Here is an 18,121-nt window from a genome sequence, read left to right as displayed (position 1 = left end):
ACATAACAAAACATATAAAATACGCCGCTAAGGGAGGCTTTTCAGCCGCCGCGGTCGCAAATTGAAATGAGCGTCATATACTGGGGAACAGATAGACGTTTGTTGGAGGTACAATTATGACTGTTTATCATTTTGTTGGAATAAAAGGGACCGGTATGAGTCCGCTTGCCCAAATACTTCATGATAATGGATATACTGTCCAAGGATCGGATATCGAAAAATTTATTTTTACGCAAACAGCGCTTGAAAAAAGAAATATTACGATTCTTCCTTTTAGAGCGGAAAATATTAAACCCGGCATGACAGTCATCGCCGGAAACGCATTCCCAGACACGCATCCTGAAATAGAAAAAGCGATGTCTGAGGGAATTCCGGTGATACGTTATCATAAGTTTTTAGGCGACTACATGAAAAAATTCACGAGTGTTGCCGTTACGGGTGCACACGGCAAAACGTCGACTACGGGTCTGCTGGCTCACGTGATCCAAAACGCAAAACCGACGTCTTTCTTAATCGGAGACGGAACAGGCCAGGGAAATGAAAACAGCGAATACTTTGTGTTTGAAGCGTGCGAATACCGCCGCCATTTCTTAAGCTATCAGCCAGATTATGCGATTATGACGAATATTGATTTTGATCACCCTGATTACTTCTCAAGCATTGACGATGTATTTGACGCTTTCCAAGAGATGGCTCTTCAAGTCAACAAAGGCATTATTGCCTGCGGAGACGATGAGCATCTGCCGAAAATCCATGCGAACGTCCCGGTTGTGTATTACGGCACGGGGGAAGAAAATGATTTTCAAGCCAGAAACATCGTAAAAAGCACGGAAGGGACAACTTTTGATGTCTTTGTCCGCAATACGTTCTATGATACGTTTTATATTCCTGCGTACGGCCACCACAATGTATTAAACTCATTGGCGGTCATTGCGTTATGCCATTATGAAGAAATTGATTCCAGCATCATTAAGCATGCTCTCAAATCCTTTGGGGGCGTCAAACGCAGATTCAATGAGAAGCAGCTTGGGGATCAAGTGCTGATTGATGACTATGCCCATCATCCGACAGAAATAAAAGTGACAATCGAGGCGGCAAGACAGAAGTATCCAGATCGGGAAATTGTCGCGGTATTTCAGCCTCATACATTTACACGGACGCAGCAGTTCCTTGACGAATTTGCAGAAAGCCTGAGCGGCGCTGACTGTGTGTATTTATGCGATATTTTCGGCTCAGCCCGTGAGAATGCCGGAAAGCTGACGATCGGCGATCTCCAGGGAAAAATTCATAATGCCAAGCTGATTGAAGAAGATGACACATCTGTTTTAAAAGCTCATGATAAAGCCGTTCTCATCTTCATGGGAGCAGGAGATATCCAAAAATATATGAGAGCCTACGAAAACGTCATGGCATAATAAAAAGCAGTGATCTCACTGCTTTTTATTTATCTGATGGGAAAGCTTATTAAAGGATTTTCTTACATAACGGAGAATAGTATGTATACAGCCCAGTACACATGTTTATGATTGAAGAAAACGGGTAAACAGCAGTATATCCTGCAGCAAGGAGGTTTGAGATGATTATTATTCTTTATTTGAGCGTTGCACTCATCGCAGTTGCATTTCTCGTATTAGTGATCTACTTGTCTAAAACATTGAAGTCATTGCAGCTGACACTAAAAAACGTCGCATCCACTCTTGAAGGGCTGGAGGGACAAATGAAGGGCATCACAACTGAAACAGCCGAGCTTTTACATAAGACCAACCGCCTGGCTGAAGATATTCAGGAAAAATCAGAAAAGCTGAACACGGTCGTTCATGCTGTTCAAGGAGTGGGAGCTTCTGTACAGCAGTTCAATACATCCATGAAACAAGCGGCAGGGTCTGTATCGGCATCAGTTAGAGAAAATCAAGATAAGATCAATCAAGTTGTCACATGGAGTCAAGCAGCAATGGAAATTTGGGAGAAATGGAAGCAAAAGAAAAAATCAGCCCTGTAAGAGAAAAAAATACTAAGAGGAGGAATAATGATGAGCAAAGATGGAATTAATAGTAAAGATTTTTTAATCGGAACTTTAATCGGGGGAATCATCGGTGCCACTACAGCTCTTTTTCTAGCGCCTAAATCAGGCAAAGAACTTCGCGACGATCTTGGCAGCCAAGCTGTTGCTTTACGGGACAAAACTGATAAAATGACGGCAGATGCGAAGGAAAAAGGCACGCAATATGTCAGCATCGCAAAAGACAAAACTTCCAACATCACACAGCTTGTAGCGGATCAGTCTGGGCAGATCATGAACAAGGTAAAGGATTTAAGAGACCGTTCCAAATCTGACAAAACGGATTCATCGACTGCAATGCAGGATATGAGGGAAGAAGCAATGCAGGCAGCCGATGAAACAAAAGATCAAGTCCTCCAGACGAAAGAAGATGTAAAAGACGAACTGAAAGATGCACAAAAACAGGCTGAGCAGTTGAATCGCTGAGCAGGGAAGGAAGAGCTTGAGTCATGGCTAAACAGCTTATTCAATCTGAGGAAGAATTTAAACGGATTGCAGAACAGGAAGGCGTTTTCGTCTTCTTTAAACACAGCACCACATGCCCGATCAGCCAGGCAGCATTTCATGAGTTTGATGCCTTTGCAAATCAGCATGAGGATGTGCCGGCTTACTATCTTCAAGTACAAGAAGCCCGGCCGCTGTCCAATTTCATTGCAGAAACATATGGGGTCAAGCATGAAAGCCCTCAGGTATTCATCATCCAGAACGGTGAAGTGAAATGGCATACCTCACATTCACAAATTACAGAAGCCGCTATTGAGCAGCATTTGTCATAGAAAAAAGCGTCCAGATATCATCTGGCGCTTTTTTTTGTAAAAAACCCTTGAACATTGCCCTCACATCATGTAGGATAGCTTCATAGATTACTTTATCACTTAAAAGCGTTTGGGTAATAAAGTAGAGTTTTTATAAAATTTTTTGTATTTCAGTATTTCCATTTGGAATTACTTATAGTAAGATGCATGATAACTACAAAATAAAAAATGAATGTGCAGGGAAAGGATGAAAAAAATGAGCAACACAGAGTTAGAGCTTTTAAGGCAGAAAGCAGACGAATTAAACCTACAAATTTTAAAACTAATCAACGAACGCGGCAATGTTGTAAAAGAGATCGGTAAAGCGAAGGAAGCACAGGGTGTCAACCGATTTGACCCTGTCAGAGAACGCACAATGTTAAACAATATCATTGAAAACAATGACGGGCCGTTCGAAAATTCAACCATCCAGCACATTTTTAAAGAGATATTCAAAGCCGGTTTAGAGCTTCAGGAAGAAGATCACAGCAAAGCGCTGCTTGTCTCCCGCAAGAAAAAACCTGAAGATACAATTGTTGATATCAAAGGCGAAAAAATCGGAGACGGCCAGCAAAGATTCATTGTAGGCCCATGTGCGGTAGAGAGCTATGAGCAGGTAGCTGAAGTCGCTGCGGCTGCGAAAAAACAAGGGATTAAAATTTTGCGCGGTGGAGCCTTTAAGCCTCGTACGAGCCCATACGATTTCCAAGGGCTTGGTGTTGAAGGCCTTCAAATTTTAAAACGTGTAGCGGATGAATTTGATCTGGCGGTTATCAGTGAAATCGTAACTCCGGCTCATATCGAAGAAGCGCTGGACTACATTGATGTCATTCAAATCGGAGCGCGCAACATGCAAAACTTCGAATTGCTGAAAGCGGCCGGCGCCGTGAAAAAGCCAGTGCTTCTGAAGCGCGGTCTTGCTGCAACGATCTCTGAATTCATCAATGCTGCTGAATACATCATGTCACAAGGAAATGACCAAATTATCCTTTGTGAGCGCGGAATCAGAACATATGAAACAGCAACGAGAAACACGCTGGATATTTCAGCTGTGCCGATTTTGAAACAAGAAACGCATTTGCCAGTCTTTGTTGATGTTACGCATTCAACAGGCCGCCGTGACCTCTTGCTTCCGACAGCTAAAGCCGCTTTAGCGATCGGTGCAGATGGCGTAATGGCTGAGGTTCACCCTGATCCGTCGGTCGCACTTTCTGACTCTGCTCAGCAAATGGCGATTCCTGAATTCGAAAAATGGCTGAATGAACTGAAGCCAATGGTGAAAGTCAACGCTTAATTGAACAATCCAAAAGGCCGCGCCTGCGGCCTTTTTTTATGCTTTCTCGTTTATTTAGTTATAAAAACCAAGTATACGTTTTCATCATCTATAAAAACGTGTATAATTTCATGAGAAGTAATTAAATTTGATGAATAATGAAAAATAATGTACACTACTGACTTACGCTTACAAATCATAAACGACATAAATTCGGACATTATGACATTTCTCTACATAAAGTGTTTATGCTATAGATAAGGATAAGTGTATCCAGTAAAAGGAGTGGTTTTAGGATGAGCAATATTACGATCTACGATGTAGCGAGAGAAGCTAATGTAAGCATGGCAACCGTTTCCCGTGTCGTGAACGGCAACCCGAATGTAAAACCGACAACGAGGAAAAAAGTCTTGGAAGCCATTGAACGTCTCGGTTACCGTCCAAACGCGGTGGCAAGAGGGCTGGCAAGTAAAAAAACAACAACTGTAGGTGTCATCATTCCCGATATCTCAAGCATTTTCTATTCAGAGCTTGCACGCGGAATTGAAGATATCGCGACAATGTATAAATACAATATTATTTTGAGCAACTCTGACCAAAACATGGAGAAAGAGCTGCACTTGTTAAACACAATGCTCGGCAAACAAGTGGACGGCATCGTGTTTATGGGCGGAAACATTACGGACGAGCATGTGGCGGAATTTAAGCGTTCCCCAGTGCCGATTGTACTTGCCGCTTCTGTAGAAGAGCAGGAGGAAACACCGTCAGTCGCTATCGATTACGAACAGGCGATTTATGATGCTGTGAAGCTTTTGGTTGATAAAGGACATACAGACATCGCATTCGTTTCCGGACCAATGGCAGAACCGATCAACCGTTCAAAAAAACTCCAAGGCTACAAACGTGCGCTTGAAGAAGCGAACCTTCCGTTTAATGAACAATTTGTAGCTGAAGGGGATTACACATATGATTCCGGACTCGAAGCACTGCAGCATCTGATGAGCCTGGATAAAAAACCGACAGCCATTCTTTCTGCAACTGATGAAATGGCACTCGGCATTATCCATGCCGCTCAGGATCAGGGCTTATCCATTCCGGAGGATCTCGACATTATCGGCTTTGATAATACAAGATTAAGCCTCATGGTTCGTCCGCAGCTTTCAACAGTTGTTCAGCCGACATATGATATTGGCGCCGTTGCGATGAGACTGCTGACGAAGCTCATGAATAAAGAGCCGGTTGAAGAGCATATCGTCGAACTGCCGCACCGTATAGAGCTAAGAAAGTCAACCAAGTCATAAGAAAAACTAAGAGCAAGCTTCACCTTTATGGTGAATTCTTGCTTTTTTCATGGGGAGAAATGATGAAACGTTTTGATTATCTTACACCTGTTGGATTTGTGTTAGGAACGATTATTATTGTTATCGGGATTATTTCGGGATCTGGAGTAAGCGGTTTCCGCTCTTTTCTTGATCTGACCTCTTTCTTCATCGTAACAGGGGGACTTTGCGCCGCTGTTTTTATCAGTTTTCCGCCAAGAGAGCTGAAAAAAGCGCCCTCTGTGTTAAAGCAGGCATTCATCCGCCAGGAAGACAATGTGAAAGATCTTGTGAAAACCTTTGTTTCCCTTTCCGATCACGCGCGAAAACACGGGCTTTTATCATTGGATGATCAGGCTCGGGAAATCAAAGATCCATTCTTGAAAAAAGGGCTGCTTTTAGCGATTGATGGCTGGGATGAAGAAACGATTCGGCTCGTCATGGATTCAGAAATCGCAGCAATGGAGGAACGGCACCGAAAAGGGCGGCGAGTTTTTGAAAAAGCGGGAGAATTCGCTCCGGCGTGGGGAATGATCGGAACACTCGTCGGGCTTGTGCTGATGCTCAAAAACTTAAACGACCCGCATATGCTCGGACCAAACATGGCCATTGCGCTTCTGACGACTTTATATGGTTCATTACTGGCAAATATGGTCTTCAACCCGATCGCGGCTAAGCTTGAAGAGAAAACAGAAAGTGAAATTTTCATCAAGCAGGTAATGGTGGAAGGGATTATCGGTGTTCAATCCGGAAAAAACCCGCGCAACCTTGAAAGCCAGCTGGTCGTTTTCAGCTCACGGGAAGAATGGAAGAAGCAGCCAAAACAAGTAAAAACAAAAAAGGGATCTGTACATGAAGCTTAGAAGAGAACGTTTTGGCAGAAGGAATGGAAGCGGAAAAAACAGTCAATCTTCATCCAGCTGGATGGTAACCTTTACAGATCTGATCACCTTGATCCTTGTGTTCTTTATTTTACTCTTTTCGATGTCCCAAATCGATCTGCAAAAATTTAAAGCGGCGGTGGACTCGATCCAGAAGGAAGGCAACGGGCTTCAGCCGGACCAAACATCCATAGAAAAAAAGAATACATCCCCATCTGATACGAAGAAGCAAGAGGATCAGCAGGATCAGCTTCTCAAGAAAGTAAATACATATATAAAAGACAATCATTTGAAGGCCCAAATGACAGCCAAACGGGATGAACGCGGTGTCGTGCTCGTTCTTCAGGAGGCTGTGCTGTTTGATACAGGTGAGGCAAAGGTGCTGAAAAATGCCGAAACACTTCTTCACCAAATTGCCGTTCTTCTTCAAACCATTCCAAATGACATTCAGGTGGAGGGACATACAGACAGCCGAAACATTTCGACATACCGATACCCGTCGAACTGGGAGCTATCAGCAGCACGGGCGAGTGGAGTTATTCAATACTTCACGTCTAAAGAGAAGCTTCCCTCCAAGCGCTTTATTGCTGTCGGTTATGCGGATACAAAGCCGGTAAAGGATAACAAGACAAATGAACACATGAAGGAAAATCGGCGTGTGGAAATAGTGATCAAAAAATCAAAAACGACCTCTTCGTAAAGGTCGTTTTTTACTTTGTTCTTTGCTGTTCAGAACGTATCGCATATAATGCTTTGCTGACAGTTTGGGCATTTTTTTCTGTAATTTCAGGCTTGCGGGGAATCGGAGGATATAAATCAGCCGGATCGCTCCAGCTCGACGGAAGGGCCACGGGGCATTGTTTTTGCCATTTAGCAATCCATTCCGGCGGGATCTCGTGTCCCGGGTCAATTCCCTTCATTTCAAGCCATATTCTGGCCCAGGCGCGGGGCACGACACGCCAAATATCATATCCGCCGCCTCCGACTGCAATCCATTTCCCTCCGCAATATTGATGAGCCAAAGTGTGTGCAAGACGGGGGATTTCTTCGTATATATTGATTGTTGCTGATAAATGCGTCAGCGGGTCGTAGTAATGGGCATCGGCGCCGTTTTGGCTGATAATGACATCGGGCTTGAAATAAGCGGCGACTTCTGAAGCTGCTGTCCGGTAAGCCTCAAGAAAAGAATCATCCTCTGTAAAAGCGTCAAGCGGGATATTAAAGGAATAGCCATATCCTTTTCCGCTTCCTTTTTCTTGGATCTGACCGGTTCCAGGGAATAAATACCTTCCTGTTTCATGAATGGACAGCGTGCATACGTCAGGATTATCGTAAAATGTAAATTGCACACCGTCCCCGTGGTGGGCGTCGGTATCAATATAAAGTACCCTGGATCTGTATTTTTTCTGGATATATTGAATCGCCACAGCGCTGTCATTATATATGCAAAACCCTGAAGCTCTCCCACGAAAGCCGTGATGAAGCCCTCCGCCAAGGTTTGCCGCATGCAGGGCTTGTCCTGACATGACCCAGTCTGCGGCCGTTAAAGTGCCGCCGACCAAGAGTGATGCCGCTTCGTGCATGCCGGCAAAGACGGGTGTGTCTTCAGTGCCGAGCCCGTAGCTTTCTCCTTCTTCAGCGGGAAGCTTTCCGGCGCCCGCAAGCTTTACGGCCTGAATGTAATCGTCCGTGTGGACAAGGGAAAGCTCCTCTTCTGAAGCGAGTCTGGGGGTGACAATGTCTCCATCATCAAAGGCATTGATCGTCTTAAGCAAATCATATGTTAACAGAACCCGCTGCTGATTAAAGGGATGCTCCTGATGAAACATATAGGTTTGGTAGGATGGAGAATAGATAAATACACTGTCTCTCATAGCAGGTCCCTTTGCTCTGACGGCCATACGACGTGGTGTCCATTTCTTTGTAATGCCTGCAAAAACGGCAGCGGATTCATCGTTTTTACACGGAAGACAAGCACTTTTACACCGGGATCGTCATGCGGATAAACAAGCACGCTTAATATTTTCACTTGAAGGTCTTGGCAAAGACTGCTGATCTCAGCGAGGCTTTTGGTGATGTCGTTTACTTTTATCTCAATTTGCGATCCCGGCTGGTCAGCGCCTGTCAATTTGACAAACGTCCGCAGCAAATCGGTTTTTGTTAAAATGCCTATTAATTTTTGATGGTGCACCACTGGAAGGCAGCCGATGCCATGCTCGTAGAACACGGCTGATATTTCTTCGACAAAATCTAACGGGTGGGCGCAGACAACATCCTTTTTCATAATTGAATCTACGCTTCGTGTGAGAAATAGGCTTCGTTTGTTTTCTTCAAAAATACTCGGGCTGGCCTGTTTCATGTCTCTGTCTGTAATCATGCCGATCACGTGTCGTTCTTCATCTACAACAGGCAGATGCCTGATATGGAATTCCTTCAGTTTGCATATTGCTGTTTCAAGCGTATCCGTCTTCGTTAATGTAATGACATCTCTTTTCATGATTTGCTCAACAATCATTATTTTTTCCCCTTTGCCAGTGTCAGTTAATACATATAACGATGATAAAAACGGAGCCTGTCAAATTGCTCAATTGATTCTTGGCTGACGTTTTTTCCAATGCGGGCCATCAGACAGTTTGCAGGGTGGGAGCTGATCTCCGGCTCATCCGTTGCAAACCAGACCAATCCGCCTGCATTCATCATCTTTTCCATGATCTTTCTGTATTCCCACACATCTTTTTTCATCCCTTTTAAATCCCAATGCCAGTAATATTCTGTCGTCATCACAATGTAGTTTTCCATTTGTTCATCCATCATGCTGACGGTCAGGAGCGTCTTTCCGACAGCGCATCCCCGATAGTCCGGCGCTACTTCGATGGCTCCGAGCTCAATCAAATCCTCCATATTTCCTTCAGACCATCTTTCGAGCGGGTCAGGATATAAATACGTGACATAGCCGATAATGGTTCGGCCATCTCTGGCAATAATAATGCGCCCTTCGGGAAGGCCTGCAATGTCGACTAGCGCTTCATGCTGCTCACGAGGCGGGCGAAATGCGGTTAAATCTTTATGAAACTCATAACCTGCCAAATCCTCTGGAGAGACAGGCCCTTCTATCAGTAAAGAGCCGGTTGCTGTTTTGATGTTTGCTGAATGGTATGTTTTATGATGTTCCACTAATTCACCGTCCCATCAATTCTTATCAAAAATACATGCCTTCTTTAAGAATACCAAATTATAAAGCGTTTTCAACATGGTTTATATTTTAAAAATTGAGAAGAATATGAATATATACTATAATAATTGTGACAACTTCAGCAAAGGGGGATGTTTGGGCATGAATTTGAAAGCGTTACCAGCAATAGAGGGGGATCATAACTTAAAAAACTATGAAGAAACGTACCGGCATTTTGATTGGGCCGAGGCAGAGAAACATTTCTCTTGGCATGAGACAGGGAAACTGAATGCGGCGTATGAAGCGATTGACCGCCATGCCGAATCGTTTCGAAAAAACAAAGTAGCGCTTTATTATAAAGACGCAAAAAGGGATGAAAAATACACATTTAAAGAAATGAAGGAAGAATCAAACAGAGCCGGGAATGTGCTGAGACGGTATGGAAATGTGGAAAAAGGGGACCGCGTTTTTATTTTTATGCCGAGATCACCCGAGCTTTATTTTATTATGCTTGGCGCAATCAAAATTGGCGCCATCGCCGGGCCGCTGTTCGAAGCATTTATGGAGGGAGCGGTGAAAGATCGGCTTGAAAACAGTGAGGCAAAGGTTGTTGTCACAACACCTGAGCTGCTGGAGAGAATACCGGTAGACAAACTGCCTCACTTGCAGCATGTCTTCGTAGTCGGGGGAGAGGCTGAGAGCGGCACGAATATCATCAATTATGATGAAGCAGCGAAACAGGAAAGCACAAGACTGGATATCGAATGGATGGATAAAAAAGACGGCTTTCTGCTTCACTATACATCAGGTTCCACTGGTACGCCAAAGGGCGTGCTGCATGTCCATGAAGCGATGATTCAGCAATATCAAACAGGAAAGTGGGTCCTTGATTTAAAGGAAGAAGACATTTATTGGTGCACGGCTGATCCAGGCTGGGTGACAGGTACGGTATACGGCATTTTTGCACCGTGGCTGAACGGAGCGACAAATGTCATCGTCGGCGGACGTTTCAGCCCGGAAAGCTGGTATGGTACGATTGAACAGCTTGGCGTCAATGTCTGGTACAGCGCGCCGACCGCTTTTCGGATGCTGATGGGAGCGGGAGATGAAATGGCTGCGAAATATGATCTAACTTCACTCCGGCATGTGCTCAGTGTCGGTGAGCCGCTAAATCCGGAAGTCATCAGATGGGGACATAAAGTTTTTAACAAACGAATTCATGATACATGGTGGATGACAGAAACGGGCAGTCAGCTTATCTGCAACTATCCTTGCATGGATATTAAACCGGGTTCAATGGGTAAGCCGATTCCAGGAGTGGAGGCAGCGATCGTTGACAATCAAGGCAACGAGCTTCCGCCGTACCGAATGGGCAATCTCGCCATCAAAAAGGGCTGGCCTTCCATGATGCATACCATTTGGAATAACCCTGAAAAGTATGAATCGTATTTCATGCCGGGCGGCTGGTATGTGTCTGGGGATTCTGCTTACATGGATGAAGAGGGATACTTTTGGTTCCAAGGCAGAGTTGATGACGTCATCATGACCTCCGGTGAGCGCGTCGGCCCATTTGAAGTGGAAAGCAAGCTTGTCGAACATCCGGCTATTGCAGAAGCAGGCGTAATCGGAAAGCCTGACCCGGTGCGTGGAGAAATCATTAAAGCTTTTATTGCACTCAGGGAAGGATTTGAGCCGTCTGATAAACTGAAAGAAGAGATCCGCCTATTTGTAAAGCAGGGTCTTGCAGCCCATGCGGCTCCGCGTGAGATCGAATTTAAAGATAAGCTTCCGAAAACCCGAAGCGGAAAGATCATGAGGCGCGTGCTGAAGGCATGGGAGCTTAATCTGCCGGCTGGAGATCTGTCAACAATGGAGGATTAAAAGGCGGCGTTGACACAGGATTTTATTTATGTTAAAAATGATATAGCTTCATATGAAAAGGTAAAGATTGAGACAAGTAGAATATCCTTACGTTCCAGAGAGCTGATGGCCGGTGAAAATCAGCACAGACGGATATATCGAATACACTCATGAACCGCTTTTGCAAACAAAGCCGGCCAGGCTTTCAGTAGTGAAAGAACGGACCTGATCCGTTATCAGGCAAAGTGATAAGACGAATGTTTGCATTCTCTTATTAGTAGGGTGGTACCGCGATAATCAATCGTCCCTTCGTGTAAACGAAGGGGCGTTTTTTATTTTAATCAAAAAAGGAGCTTTATCTTATGACTAACTTACTTGAAGACTTATCCTTCCGCGGATTGATTCAGCAAATGACAGATGAAGAAGGGTTAAATAAACAGCTGAATGAAGAAAAAATCCGCTTGTACTCAGGCTTTGACCCGACAGCAGACAGCTTGCATATCGGACACCTGCTGCCTATTTTAACACTTCGCCGTTTTCAGCTTGCAGGGCATCATCCGATTGCGCTTGTGGGGGGCGCGACGGGCCTCATCGGTGATCCAAGCGGAAAAAAAGCAGAGCGTACATTAAACACTGCTGACATCGTATCCGAATGGTCCCAAAAAATCAAAAACCAGCTGTCCAGATTTCTAGATTTTGAAGCAGCAGAAAACCCAGCTGTCATCGCGAACAACTTTGACTGGATCGGCAAAATGAATGTGATCGATTTCCTTCGTGACGTTGGTAAAAATTTCGGCATCAATTACATGCTGGCAAAAGATACGGTCAGCTCAAGAATTGAATCCGGCATCTCGTACACGGAATTCAGCTACATGATTCTTCAATCTTATGATTTCTTAAATCTTTACAGAGACAAAAACTGTAAACTGCAAATCGGCGGAAGCGATCAGTGGGGCAACATCACAGCCGGTCTTGAACTGATCAGAAAATCGGAAGAAGAAGGAGCAAAAGCGTTCGGTCTTACGATTCCGCTTGTCACAAAAGCAGACGGCACGAAGTTCGGAAAAACGGAAGGCGGTGCGATCTGGCTTGATAAAGAAAAAACATCGCCATATGAATTCTATCAATTCTGGATCAACACAGACGACCGTGACGTTGTCAAATACTTGAAATACTTTACGTTCCTTTCAAAAGAGGAAATTGAAGCGTACGCTGAAAAAACAGAAACGGCGCCAGAAAAACGTGAAGCGCAAAAACGCCTGGCAGAAGAAGTGACATCGCTTGTTCACGGACGCGAGGCGCTGGAGCAAGCCATCAACATCTCCCAAGCGCTGTTCAGCGGCAATATTAAAGAGCTTTCCGCTCAAGATGTAAAGGTAGGCTTTAAAGATGTTCCTTCTATGGAAGTTGACAGCACCCAAGAGCTTTCACTTGTAGATGTGTTGGTGCAATCTAAATTATCTCCTTCTAAACGCCAAGCGCGTGAAGACATCCAAAATGGAGCTGTTTACATTAACGGCGAACGCCAGACGGAAATCAATTATACCCTATCAGCAGAAGACCGTATCGAAAATCAATTTACTGTTCTGCGCCGCGGGAAGAAAAAATACTTCCTTGTGACGTATAAATAAGAAAAAGATCCTTTGCCACTGAAGGCAAAGGATCTTTTTGTTTACCGCATAGGAATGAAAGGAAAAGAGTATATTAGATAGGGCAAACACGACCAATCACCACCTTTTAAATGAAAGGAGCGCTAAAGTGTGAATCTCATGTGTACGATTGCAAAAGAACGGCTGCAGCAGGATTACTGGGATCAGCAGGCGCAAGATAGTGTTGGCCAGCAAGAGGCGAATGACGAAACAGACGATAAAAAAACCCCGACCGCATAGCGGCAGGGGTTTTTAAAACGATTAACGAGAGTAGAACTCAACGATAAGCGCTTCGTTAATTTCCGGAGCAAGTTCAGAACGCTCAGGAAGACGAGTGAAAGTACCTTCAAGCTTTTCAGCGTCGAAAGTAAGGTATTCAGGAACGAAGTTGTTCACTTCAACAGATTCTTTGATGATAGAAAGGTTTCTTGATTTTTCGCGAACACCGATTGTTTGACCAGGTTTCACAAGGTAAGACGGGATGTCAACGCGGCTTCCGTCTACAAGAATGTGACCGTGGTTAACCAATTGGCGAGCTTGACGGCGAGTACGTGCTAAACCTAGCTTGTACACAACGTTATCAAGACGAGAATCTAAAAGAATCATGAAGTTTTCACCGTGTTTACCAGCTAGTTTGCCAGCTTTGTCAAACAAAGTGCGGAATTGACGTTCGTTTACACCGTACATGTGACGAAGCTTTTGCTTTTCTTGCAATTGCAAACCGTATTCTGATAATTTTTTACGTTGTCCTGGACCGTGTGGACCTGGAGCGTAAGGGCGTTTTTCTAATTCTTTTCCTGTACCGCTAAGAGAGATTCCTAGACGGCGGGACAGTTTCCAAGATGGACCTGTATAGCGAGCCATAATGTGACTCCTCCTTTGGTTTTATTTTTGTGGAAAATAAAAACCGTCTGCTCTATTCGACCATGCACATTTTGTTTTCATGTATCCTCGCTCCAGCAGCAGAGAGTTACACGATACACCTTATTGATAAGGAACAAAATGAAAACATAGAAGCTGAACAAAAAGGCTGCAATATTTCACACAAAGGTCATTATATAATTTATTTGTTTTGAAGTCAACCATTCCTCCATTATTGCTTCACCGTTTATGATATAATAAACAAAAATTAGTGGTAAACTTTTAGGTGATAAAAATATGGTAGAACAAACTAAAGATCAATTATCCGCCTTTCATTATCATATGCTCGATTTTTTATTAACCAAATCTGAAAAAGTCACATTCACCGACTCTTTCATATGGCTGACTTCGGCTATTCAAACCTATTTTTCAACCCTTTGTGTTTCGCTTACACCGTCACCATCAGGCTTTGTGACAAAATTGGCAGATGGTGAAGCGCGTTTTTCCGCTTCAAAAATAAACGCTTCATGTTATCTGATTGAGGACGGCTCCGGCAGGCGTTTTCATCTTGCGTGCAGGCAGGATGAAGAGATTCCTGAAGGGCTTCCGGACGTGGTTGCTTCATTTTTAAACCAGTCGATGAAACAGGAAAGACTCTATAACAAAACGATCTACCAAAAAAAGATATACAAAATGACAGAGCTGTTCCATTCACTGCTTGATCAGACAGATGTGCTGAAGCAGCTTTTAGAAAGCTTGACCAGCACATTTTCTCTTTTTGAGTTTTCTTTATTTATATCGCACGATCAAGACCAATGTTTAGGGATACCTGCAAAAGAGCTGTATATGGAAGGGGAAAAATCCGATTCCTTTGCGCTCAAAGTGTATTTGTCCGGAGACATTTTGCGGAAAAATGAATCTGTCGCCTATATTCCGATCAAAGGACAGCAGGGCACATACGGGGTGTTGAAGGCTGAGGGAACGGGTGACAGCTTTCTTACTGATGCCTGCCTTGATGAAATGTCGCTGTTAGCAAACGCGGCGGGAAAAGCGTTTGAAAATGCCCAGCTCTACGAACAATCCAAAGCAAGCATCGCAAATTTGGAATTGATTAATGAAACATCACGCCGCCTGAATCAGCGGCTGACACTGACTGATACAATGAATGATCTGGCTGTGAGAATGGCAGAATCGTTTCAGGCAGAAGAAGTGGGATTTTTTCATATAGACCATTTTGAAAACCTAACATTGCTTCCAGGCAGCACAGCATTTTTTAAAGAAGCGAAACCGTCAGATTTTTATAATGAGCTGAAAGAAAAGCTGTATGAAGGTGAAAAAGGGGTTTTCATCGGGAATGGCCAGTCTGTTTTTGGGAAGGCGGGGTACGGCTCGCTGATGGCTGCTCCGATGATTCAAAACGACCGGCTTCTGGGCTTTGCGGTTTTATTGAAACAGGAGCTGTACGCTTTTACATTTGAAATGTACAAGCTGTTTCAGGCGCTGATTCATCACGCGACACTGGCTGTAACCAATTCAATGCTTCGCGACCGTCTTGAGCACCTTGTGAAAACAGATCAGCTGACTGAACTGTATTCACGAGTGTATTTAGATGAAAAAATTCAATACAGCATGAAAATCCACCAAAAGGGTGTTTTTATTCTTGTTGATATTGATAATTTTAAAAATGTAAATGATACGTACGGCCATCAGACTGGGGACGAGATTTTAATTCAAGTCGCTTCAGTGATTAAAAGCAACATCCGAAAGCATGATGTCGGTGCCCGCTGGGGAGGCGAGGAGCTGGCGATTTATTTGCCAAATGTGCCGGTTGCAGTGGGGAAACGGATTACTGAGCGACTGGTTTACGCGGTCAGAAAAAATACGAAACCCGAGGTAACCATTTCCTGCGGTATCTCCTGCTGGACGACAGAAACAAGAAAATCGCTGAAAGAGCTTGTGCATGAGGCAGACGAAGCGCTCTACAGCGCGAAACGGAGCGGGAAAAACCGCTTGATGGTTCATGACTCAATAAAATAAAAAAAGCCCAAAACGATATCAGTTTTGGGCTTTTATATTACTGCGCTAACGCTTTTTCTAGCGTTTCGGCAAATTGAGTTAAGTATTTTTCATCAATTTCGTCGAAACGGTTTTTCACTGGGCTGTCGATGTCTAAGACGCCGACAATTTTTTCGTCTACTCGAATCGGAAGCACAATTTCTGATTGAGACGCTGCATCGCAGGCGATATGTCCCGGAAACGCGTTTACATCCTCAACACGTTCCACTTTTCCGTTTGCGTACGCTGTGCCGCAAACCCCTCTGCCGAAAGGAATCCGAACACATGCCGGCAGGCCTTGGAACGGACCTAACACAAGCTGTCCATCCTCTTCTTTGGCAAAATAGAAACCCGCCCAGTTGACTTCAGGCAGCGAATGATACAGCAGTGCTGAGGCATTTGCATAGTTAGCTATTTGGTCTGTTTCGTCTTCGGTCATGGCTTCGAGCTGTTTTAGCAGAAGCTGATAGTCTTTTTCTTTATCTCCAGATTGTTTTTCGACATGGAACATGGAAAACCCTCACTTTTTCTATAATATAAAACAAAGTTCCGGCTTTTCTGCCGGCATTTGTCGATAAGTTCTTACAGGAACAGCGGCTTCCTGCTTGAATAATATCAAGAGGAAGGAGTGAGCCGTATGAAAGTAAGCACCAAAGACAAAATTATTGAATCTGCTGTCATGCTTTTTAACCAAAAAGGATTTTCTGGCACGTCTGTCCGTGAAATCGCAAAGTCAGCTGATGTAAATGTTGCGCACATCTCCTACTATTTTAAAGGCAAAGGAGGTTTGATGGAACACTTAGTTTCAGAGTTTTACGAAGGCTACAGCAAAACGCTTGAAACAGCGGCAAGCAATATCTCTTCTCAAAGCACGCAGGAACAGCTTCTTCAATTGGTTTTCGATATTTTATCCTATCAGCATAATCATCGTCAATTAACTCGTTTTGTCTACCGGGAAGTCACAATTGACTCCACATTAATCAGGGAAATTATGTCGACATATCTAATGAAGGAAAAGTATATCTTCCAGCTGATCATTGAGGAAGGAGAAAAACAGCGTGAATATTTAACGCTGCCGCTGCCTCATTTTATTCTCCAATTAAAATCTCTCTTGATGATGCCCTATCTCCAGCCTCAATATATTTCAGAAGTACTCTACATGCAGCCGCACGAGCCGTATTTTTATAAAATGTATTTTGAAGAAATCAAGATTTGGATCAGAAGCGTCTTCCGGACAGGAGACGTGGCGCTCACCAATTAGCACCGTTCCAAAAACGTCTCATACGCATATCCGACATCTCCCGCTTGATGGGCATCAGACCCAAACACAAGCGGGATCTTCTTTTGCTTCGCTTCATTCAGCATCCAATCCTCGATATAAATACCGCCAGCGTAAGTTTTTCTTAAGCCGGAAGTATTGAAGTCGAGCTCCATTCCGTTTTCTTCAATGGCATTTAAGCACAGGGAAACGAGGCCGCGAATATGCTCTGACATGCTGTATGGAAACAGCTTGATGAATTTTTGGACGAGTGTGATGTGACCGACTCTTTTTGGCTTATAAACGCCGAGAGATGCTACAATGGAAGAATAGATACTCCGGTAATATTGTTCATATACCGCTTCAATGCTTCCGCAGGCTGAAATCAGCTCTTTGAAGGTATGCTCGTCATAATCAAGGCATAGATAGGAAGAGTCTGTGCGCAAAAAATGAACGGATAAGATGCTGTCATCTAAATATGGCCCGTATGTGTCCAGGAATAATGTAATTTCGTCTTCAAATTCAGCGATATAATCGACTTCAAGCCCTGTCCGTATGCTAAGCTGTCCGCGATATTCTTTTTTTAATCCGGAAATTTCATGAATATAGCGTTCCAAAGAAGCTTGCGCCATCGCGCTGTCTTTCAGCGGCGTGGGATCGGTAAAAGAGGGCGGCAATGGGGCGTGTTCGGTAAAAGTAATCGATTCGAACCCTTTTTTTAAGGCTTCTTCTGCATATTGTCTGAGTGTGTCATTGGAGCCGTGAGGGCAAAATGGTGTGTGAATATGTCCGTCTCGCTTTTGCATTGATGTCACCCCATGAAAAAATAGTCAAATCCTGCCGATTTTGCACAAAAAGTTTTTGATTTCTGGTCAAAAAATGTTTGTTACATGGTATCATAATAACAATGAAAACGACAGTTTTTCTCAATACATATCCT

At 43.9% G+C, this 18,121-nt stretch carries 19 protein-coding genes and 1 other annotated feature; of the genes, 13 read left to right on the top strand and 6 right to left on the bottom strand.

Annotation, left to right across the window (positions count from 1 at the left end):
* Positions 1-116 precede the first annotated feature (116 nt).
* The 8 genes from murC to motS all read left to right on the top strand — a co-directional run bounded on the left by murC (position 117) and on the right by motS (position 7,026).
* Complete coding sequence (murC, locus tag KXZ66_RS15290) at positions 117-1,415, top strand: UDP-N-acetylmuramate--L-alanine ligase (protein ID WP_015714530.1); 1,299 nt, start codon at positions 117-119, stop codon at positions 1,413-1,415.
* Positions 1,416-1,576: 161 nt separating this feature from the next.
* Positions 1,577-1,999, top strand: coding sequence for a DUF948 domain-containing protein (locus tag KXZ66_RS15285; RefSeq protein ID WP_003229276.1), 423 nt, complete (start codon positions 1,577-1,579; stop codon positions 1,997-1,999).
* Positions 2,000-2,029: 30 nt separating this feature from the next.
* Positions 2,030-2,485, top strand: a complete 456-nt coding sequence (locus KXZ66_RS15280; RefSeq protein ID WP_004398549.1) for a YtxH domain-containing protein — start codon at positions 2,030-2,032, stop codon at positions 2,483-2,485.
* 23 nt (positions 2,486-2,508) lie between these two features.
* Entirely contained in the window at positions 2,509-2,835 is a 327-nt protein-coding gene (gene ytxJ, locus KXZ66_RS15275; protein ID WP_015714529.1) for a bacillithiol system redox-active protein YtxJ, read from the top strand.
* A gap of 235 nt (positions 2,836-3,070) precedes the next feature.
* Positions 3,071-4,147 carry a bifunctional 3-deoxy-7-phosphoheptulonate synthase/chorismate mutase gene (locus KXZ66_RS15270; RefSeq protein WP_003223454.1) on the top strand — a complete coding sequence of 359 codons (1,077 nt, stop codon included), beginning with the start codon at positions 3,071-3,073 and terminating at the stop codon, positions 4,145-4,147.
* 275 nt (positions 4,148-4,422) lie between these two features.
* On the top strand, positions 4,423-5,427 hold the full coding sequence (gene ccpA, locus KXZ66_RS15265; protein WP_003229285.1) for a catabolite control protein A: 1,005 nt from the start codon (positions 4,423-4,425) through the stop codon (positions 5,425-5,427).
* 62 nt (positions 5,428-5,489) lie between these two features.
* Complete coding sequence (gene motP / locus KXZ66_RS15260) at positions 5,490-6,308, top strand: flagellar motor protein MotP (protein ID WP_015714528.1); 819 nt, start codon at positions 5,490-5,492, stop codon at positions 6,306-6,308.
* Entirely contained in the window at positions 6,298-7,026 is a 729-nt protein-coding gene (gene motS, locus KXZ66_RS15255) for a flagellar motor protein MotS (protein ID WP_015714527.1), read from the top strand. Before motP ends, motS begins: the two co-directional genes overlap by 11 nt.
* 10 nt (positions 7,027-7,036) lie before the next feature.
* Here the strand turns inward: motS and KXZ66_RS15250 are convergent, their stop codons facing one another.
* From KXZ66_RS15250 to acuA, 3 genes are read right to left on the bottom strand one after another with little or no spacing between them, the layout of a single operon-like run.
* On the bottom strand, positions 7,037-8,200 hold the full coding sequence (locus KXZ66_RS15250) for an acetoin utilization protein AcuC (RefSeq protein ID WP_015714526.1): 1,164 nt from the start codon (positions 8,198-8,200) through the stop codon (positions 7,037-7,039).
* Positions 8,197-8,841, bottom strand: a complete 645-nt coding sequence (locus tag KXZ66_RS15245) for an acetoin utilization AcuB family protein (protein WP_003229294.1) — start codon at positions 8,839-8,841, stop codon at positions 8,197-8,199. The genes KXZ66_RS15250 and KXZ66_RS15245 overlap by 4 nt, the downstream gene beginning before the upstream one ends.
* A 26-nt stretch (positions 8,842-8,867) precedes the next feature.
* Positions 8,868-9,500, bottom strand: a complete 633-nt coding sequence (gene acuA, locus KXZ66_RS15240) for an acetoin utilization protein acetyltransferase AcuA (RefSeq protein WP_014480567.1) — start codon at positions 9,498-9,500, stop codon at positions 8,868-8,870.
* Between the two features lie 160 nt (positions 9,501-9,660).
* On the opposite strand from acuA, the gene acsA reads away from it, so the two are divergent.
* From acsA to KXZ66_RS22645, 3 genes are all read left to right on the top strand, one after another.
* Positions 9,661-11,379 carry an acetate--CoA ligase gene (gene acsA / locus KXZ66_RS15235; RefSeq protein WP_004399030.1) on the top strand — a complete coding sequence of 573 codons (1,719 nt, stop codon included), beginning with the start codon at positions 9,661-9,663 and terminating at the stop codon, positions 11,377-11,379.
* A 54-nt stretch (positions 11,380-11,433) separates the two neighbouring features.
* Positions 11,434-11,670: a binding site (T-box leader), on the top strand.
* 50 nt (positions 11,671-11,720) lie between these two features.
* Positions 11,721-12,989: a tyrosine--tRNA ligase gene (gene tyrS, locus KXZ66_RS15230; RefSeq protein WP_014480566.1), complete on the top strand. Its 1,269-nt coding sequence runs from the start codon at positions 11,721-11,723 to the stop codon at positions 12,987-12,989.
* 129 nt (positions 12,990-13,118) lie between these two features.
* Positions 13,119-13,247: a small protein SR7P gene (locus KXZ66_RS22645; protein WP_015714524.1), complete on the top strand. Its 129-nt coding sequence runs from the start codon at positions 13,119-13,121 to the stop codon at positions 13,245-13,247.
* 21 nt (positions 13,248-13,268) lie between these two features.
* On the opposite strand, the gene rpsD is transcribed toward KXZ66_RS22645, so the two are convergent.
* Positions 13,269-13,871: a 30S ribosomal protein S4 gene (rpsD, locus tag KXZ66_RS15225; RefSeq protein WP_003229304.1), complete on the bottom strand. Its 603-nt coding sequence runs from the start codon at positions 13,869-13,871 to the stop codon at positions 13,269-13,271.
* Positions 13,872-14,165: 294 nt separating this feature from the next.
* Here rpsD and KXZ66_RS15220 point away from each other — a divergent pair, with 294 nt between their 5' ends.
* The gene (locus KXZ66_RS15220) at positions 14,166-15,905 is read left to right on the top strand and encodes a diguanylate cyclase domain-containing protein (RefSeq protein WP_041851098.1); all 1,740 of its coding nucleotides are present in this window, start codon (positions 14,166-14,168) and stop codon (positions 15,903-15,905) included.
* Positions 15,906-15,942: 37 nt separating this feature from the next.
* On the opposite strand, the gene KXZ66_RS15215 is transcribed toward KXZ66_RS15220, so the two are convergent.
* The gene (locus tag KXZ66_RS15215) at positions 15,943-16,434 is read right to left on the bottom strand and encodes a GAF domain-containing protein (RefSeq protein ID WP_041851097.1); all 492 of its coding nucleotides are present in this window, start codon (positions 16,432-16,434) and stop codon (positions 15,943-15,945) included.
* 126 nt (positions 16,435-16,560) lie between these two features.
* Here KXZ66_RS15215 and refZ point away from each other — a divergent pair, with 126 nt between their 5' ends.
* Entirely contained in the window at positions 16,561-17,184 is a 624-nt protein-coding gene (gene refZ, locus KXZ66_RS15210; protein ID WP_014477663.1) for a transcriptional regulator RefZ, read from the top strand.
* Here refZ and hisJ read toward each other — a convergent pair.
* Positions 17,181-17,987, bottom strand: a complete 807-nt coding sequence (gene hisJ / locus KXZ66_RS15205; protein WP_029318252.1) for a histidinol-phosphatase HisJ — start codon at positions 17,985-17,987, stop codon at positions 17,181-17,183. The genes refZ and hisJ overlap by 4 nt on opposite strands.
* Positions 17,988-18,121: the final 134 nt, after the last annotated feature.

Origin of the sequence: Bacillus sp. LJBS17 (genome assembly GCF_019334685.1) — a bacterium.
GTDB classification, from domain to species: domain Bacteria; phylum Bacillota; class Bacilli; order Bacillales; family Bacillaceae; genus Bacillus; species Bacillus subtilis.
This window is presented reverse-complemented; position numbering and strand designations above follow the sequence as displayed.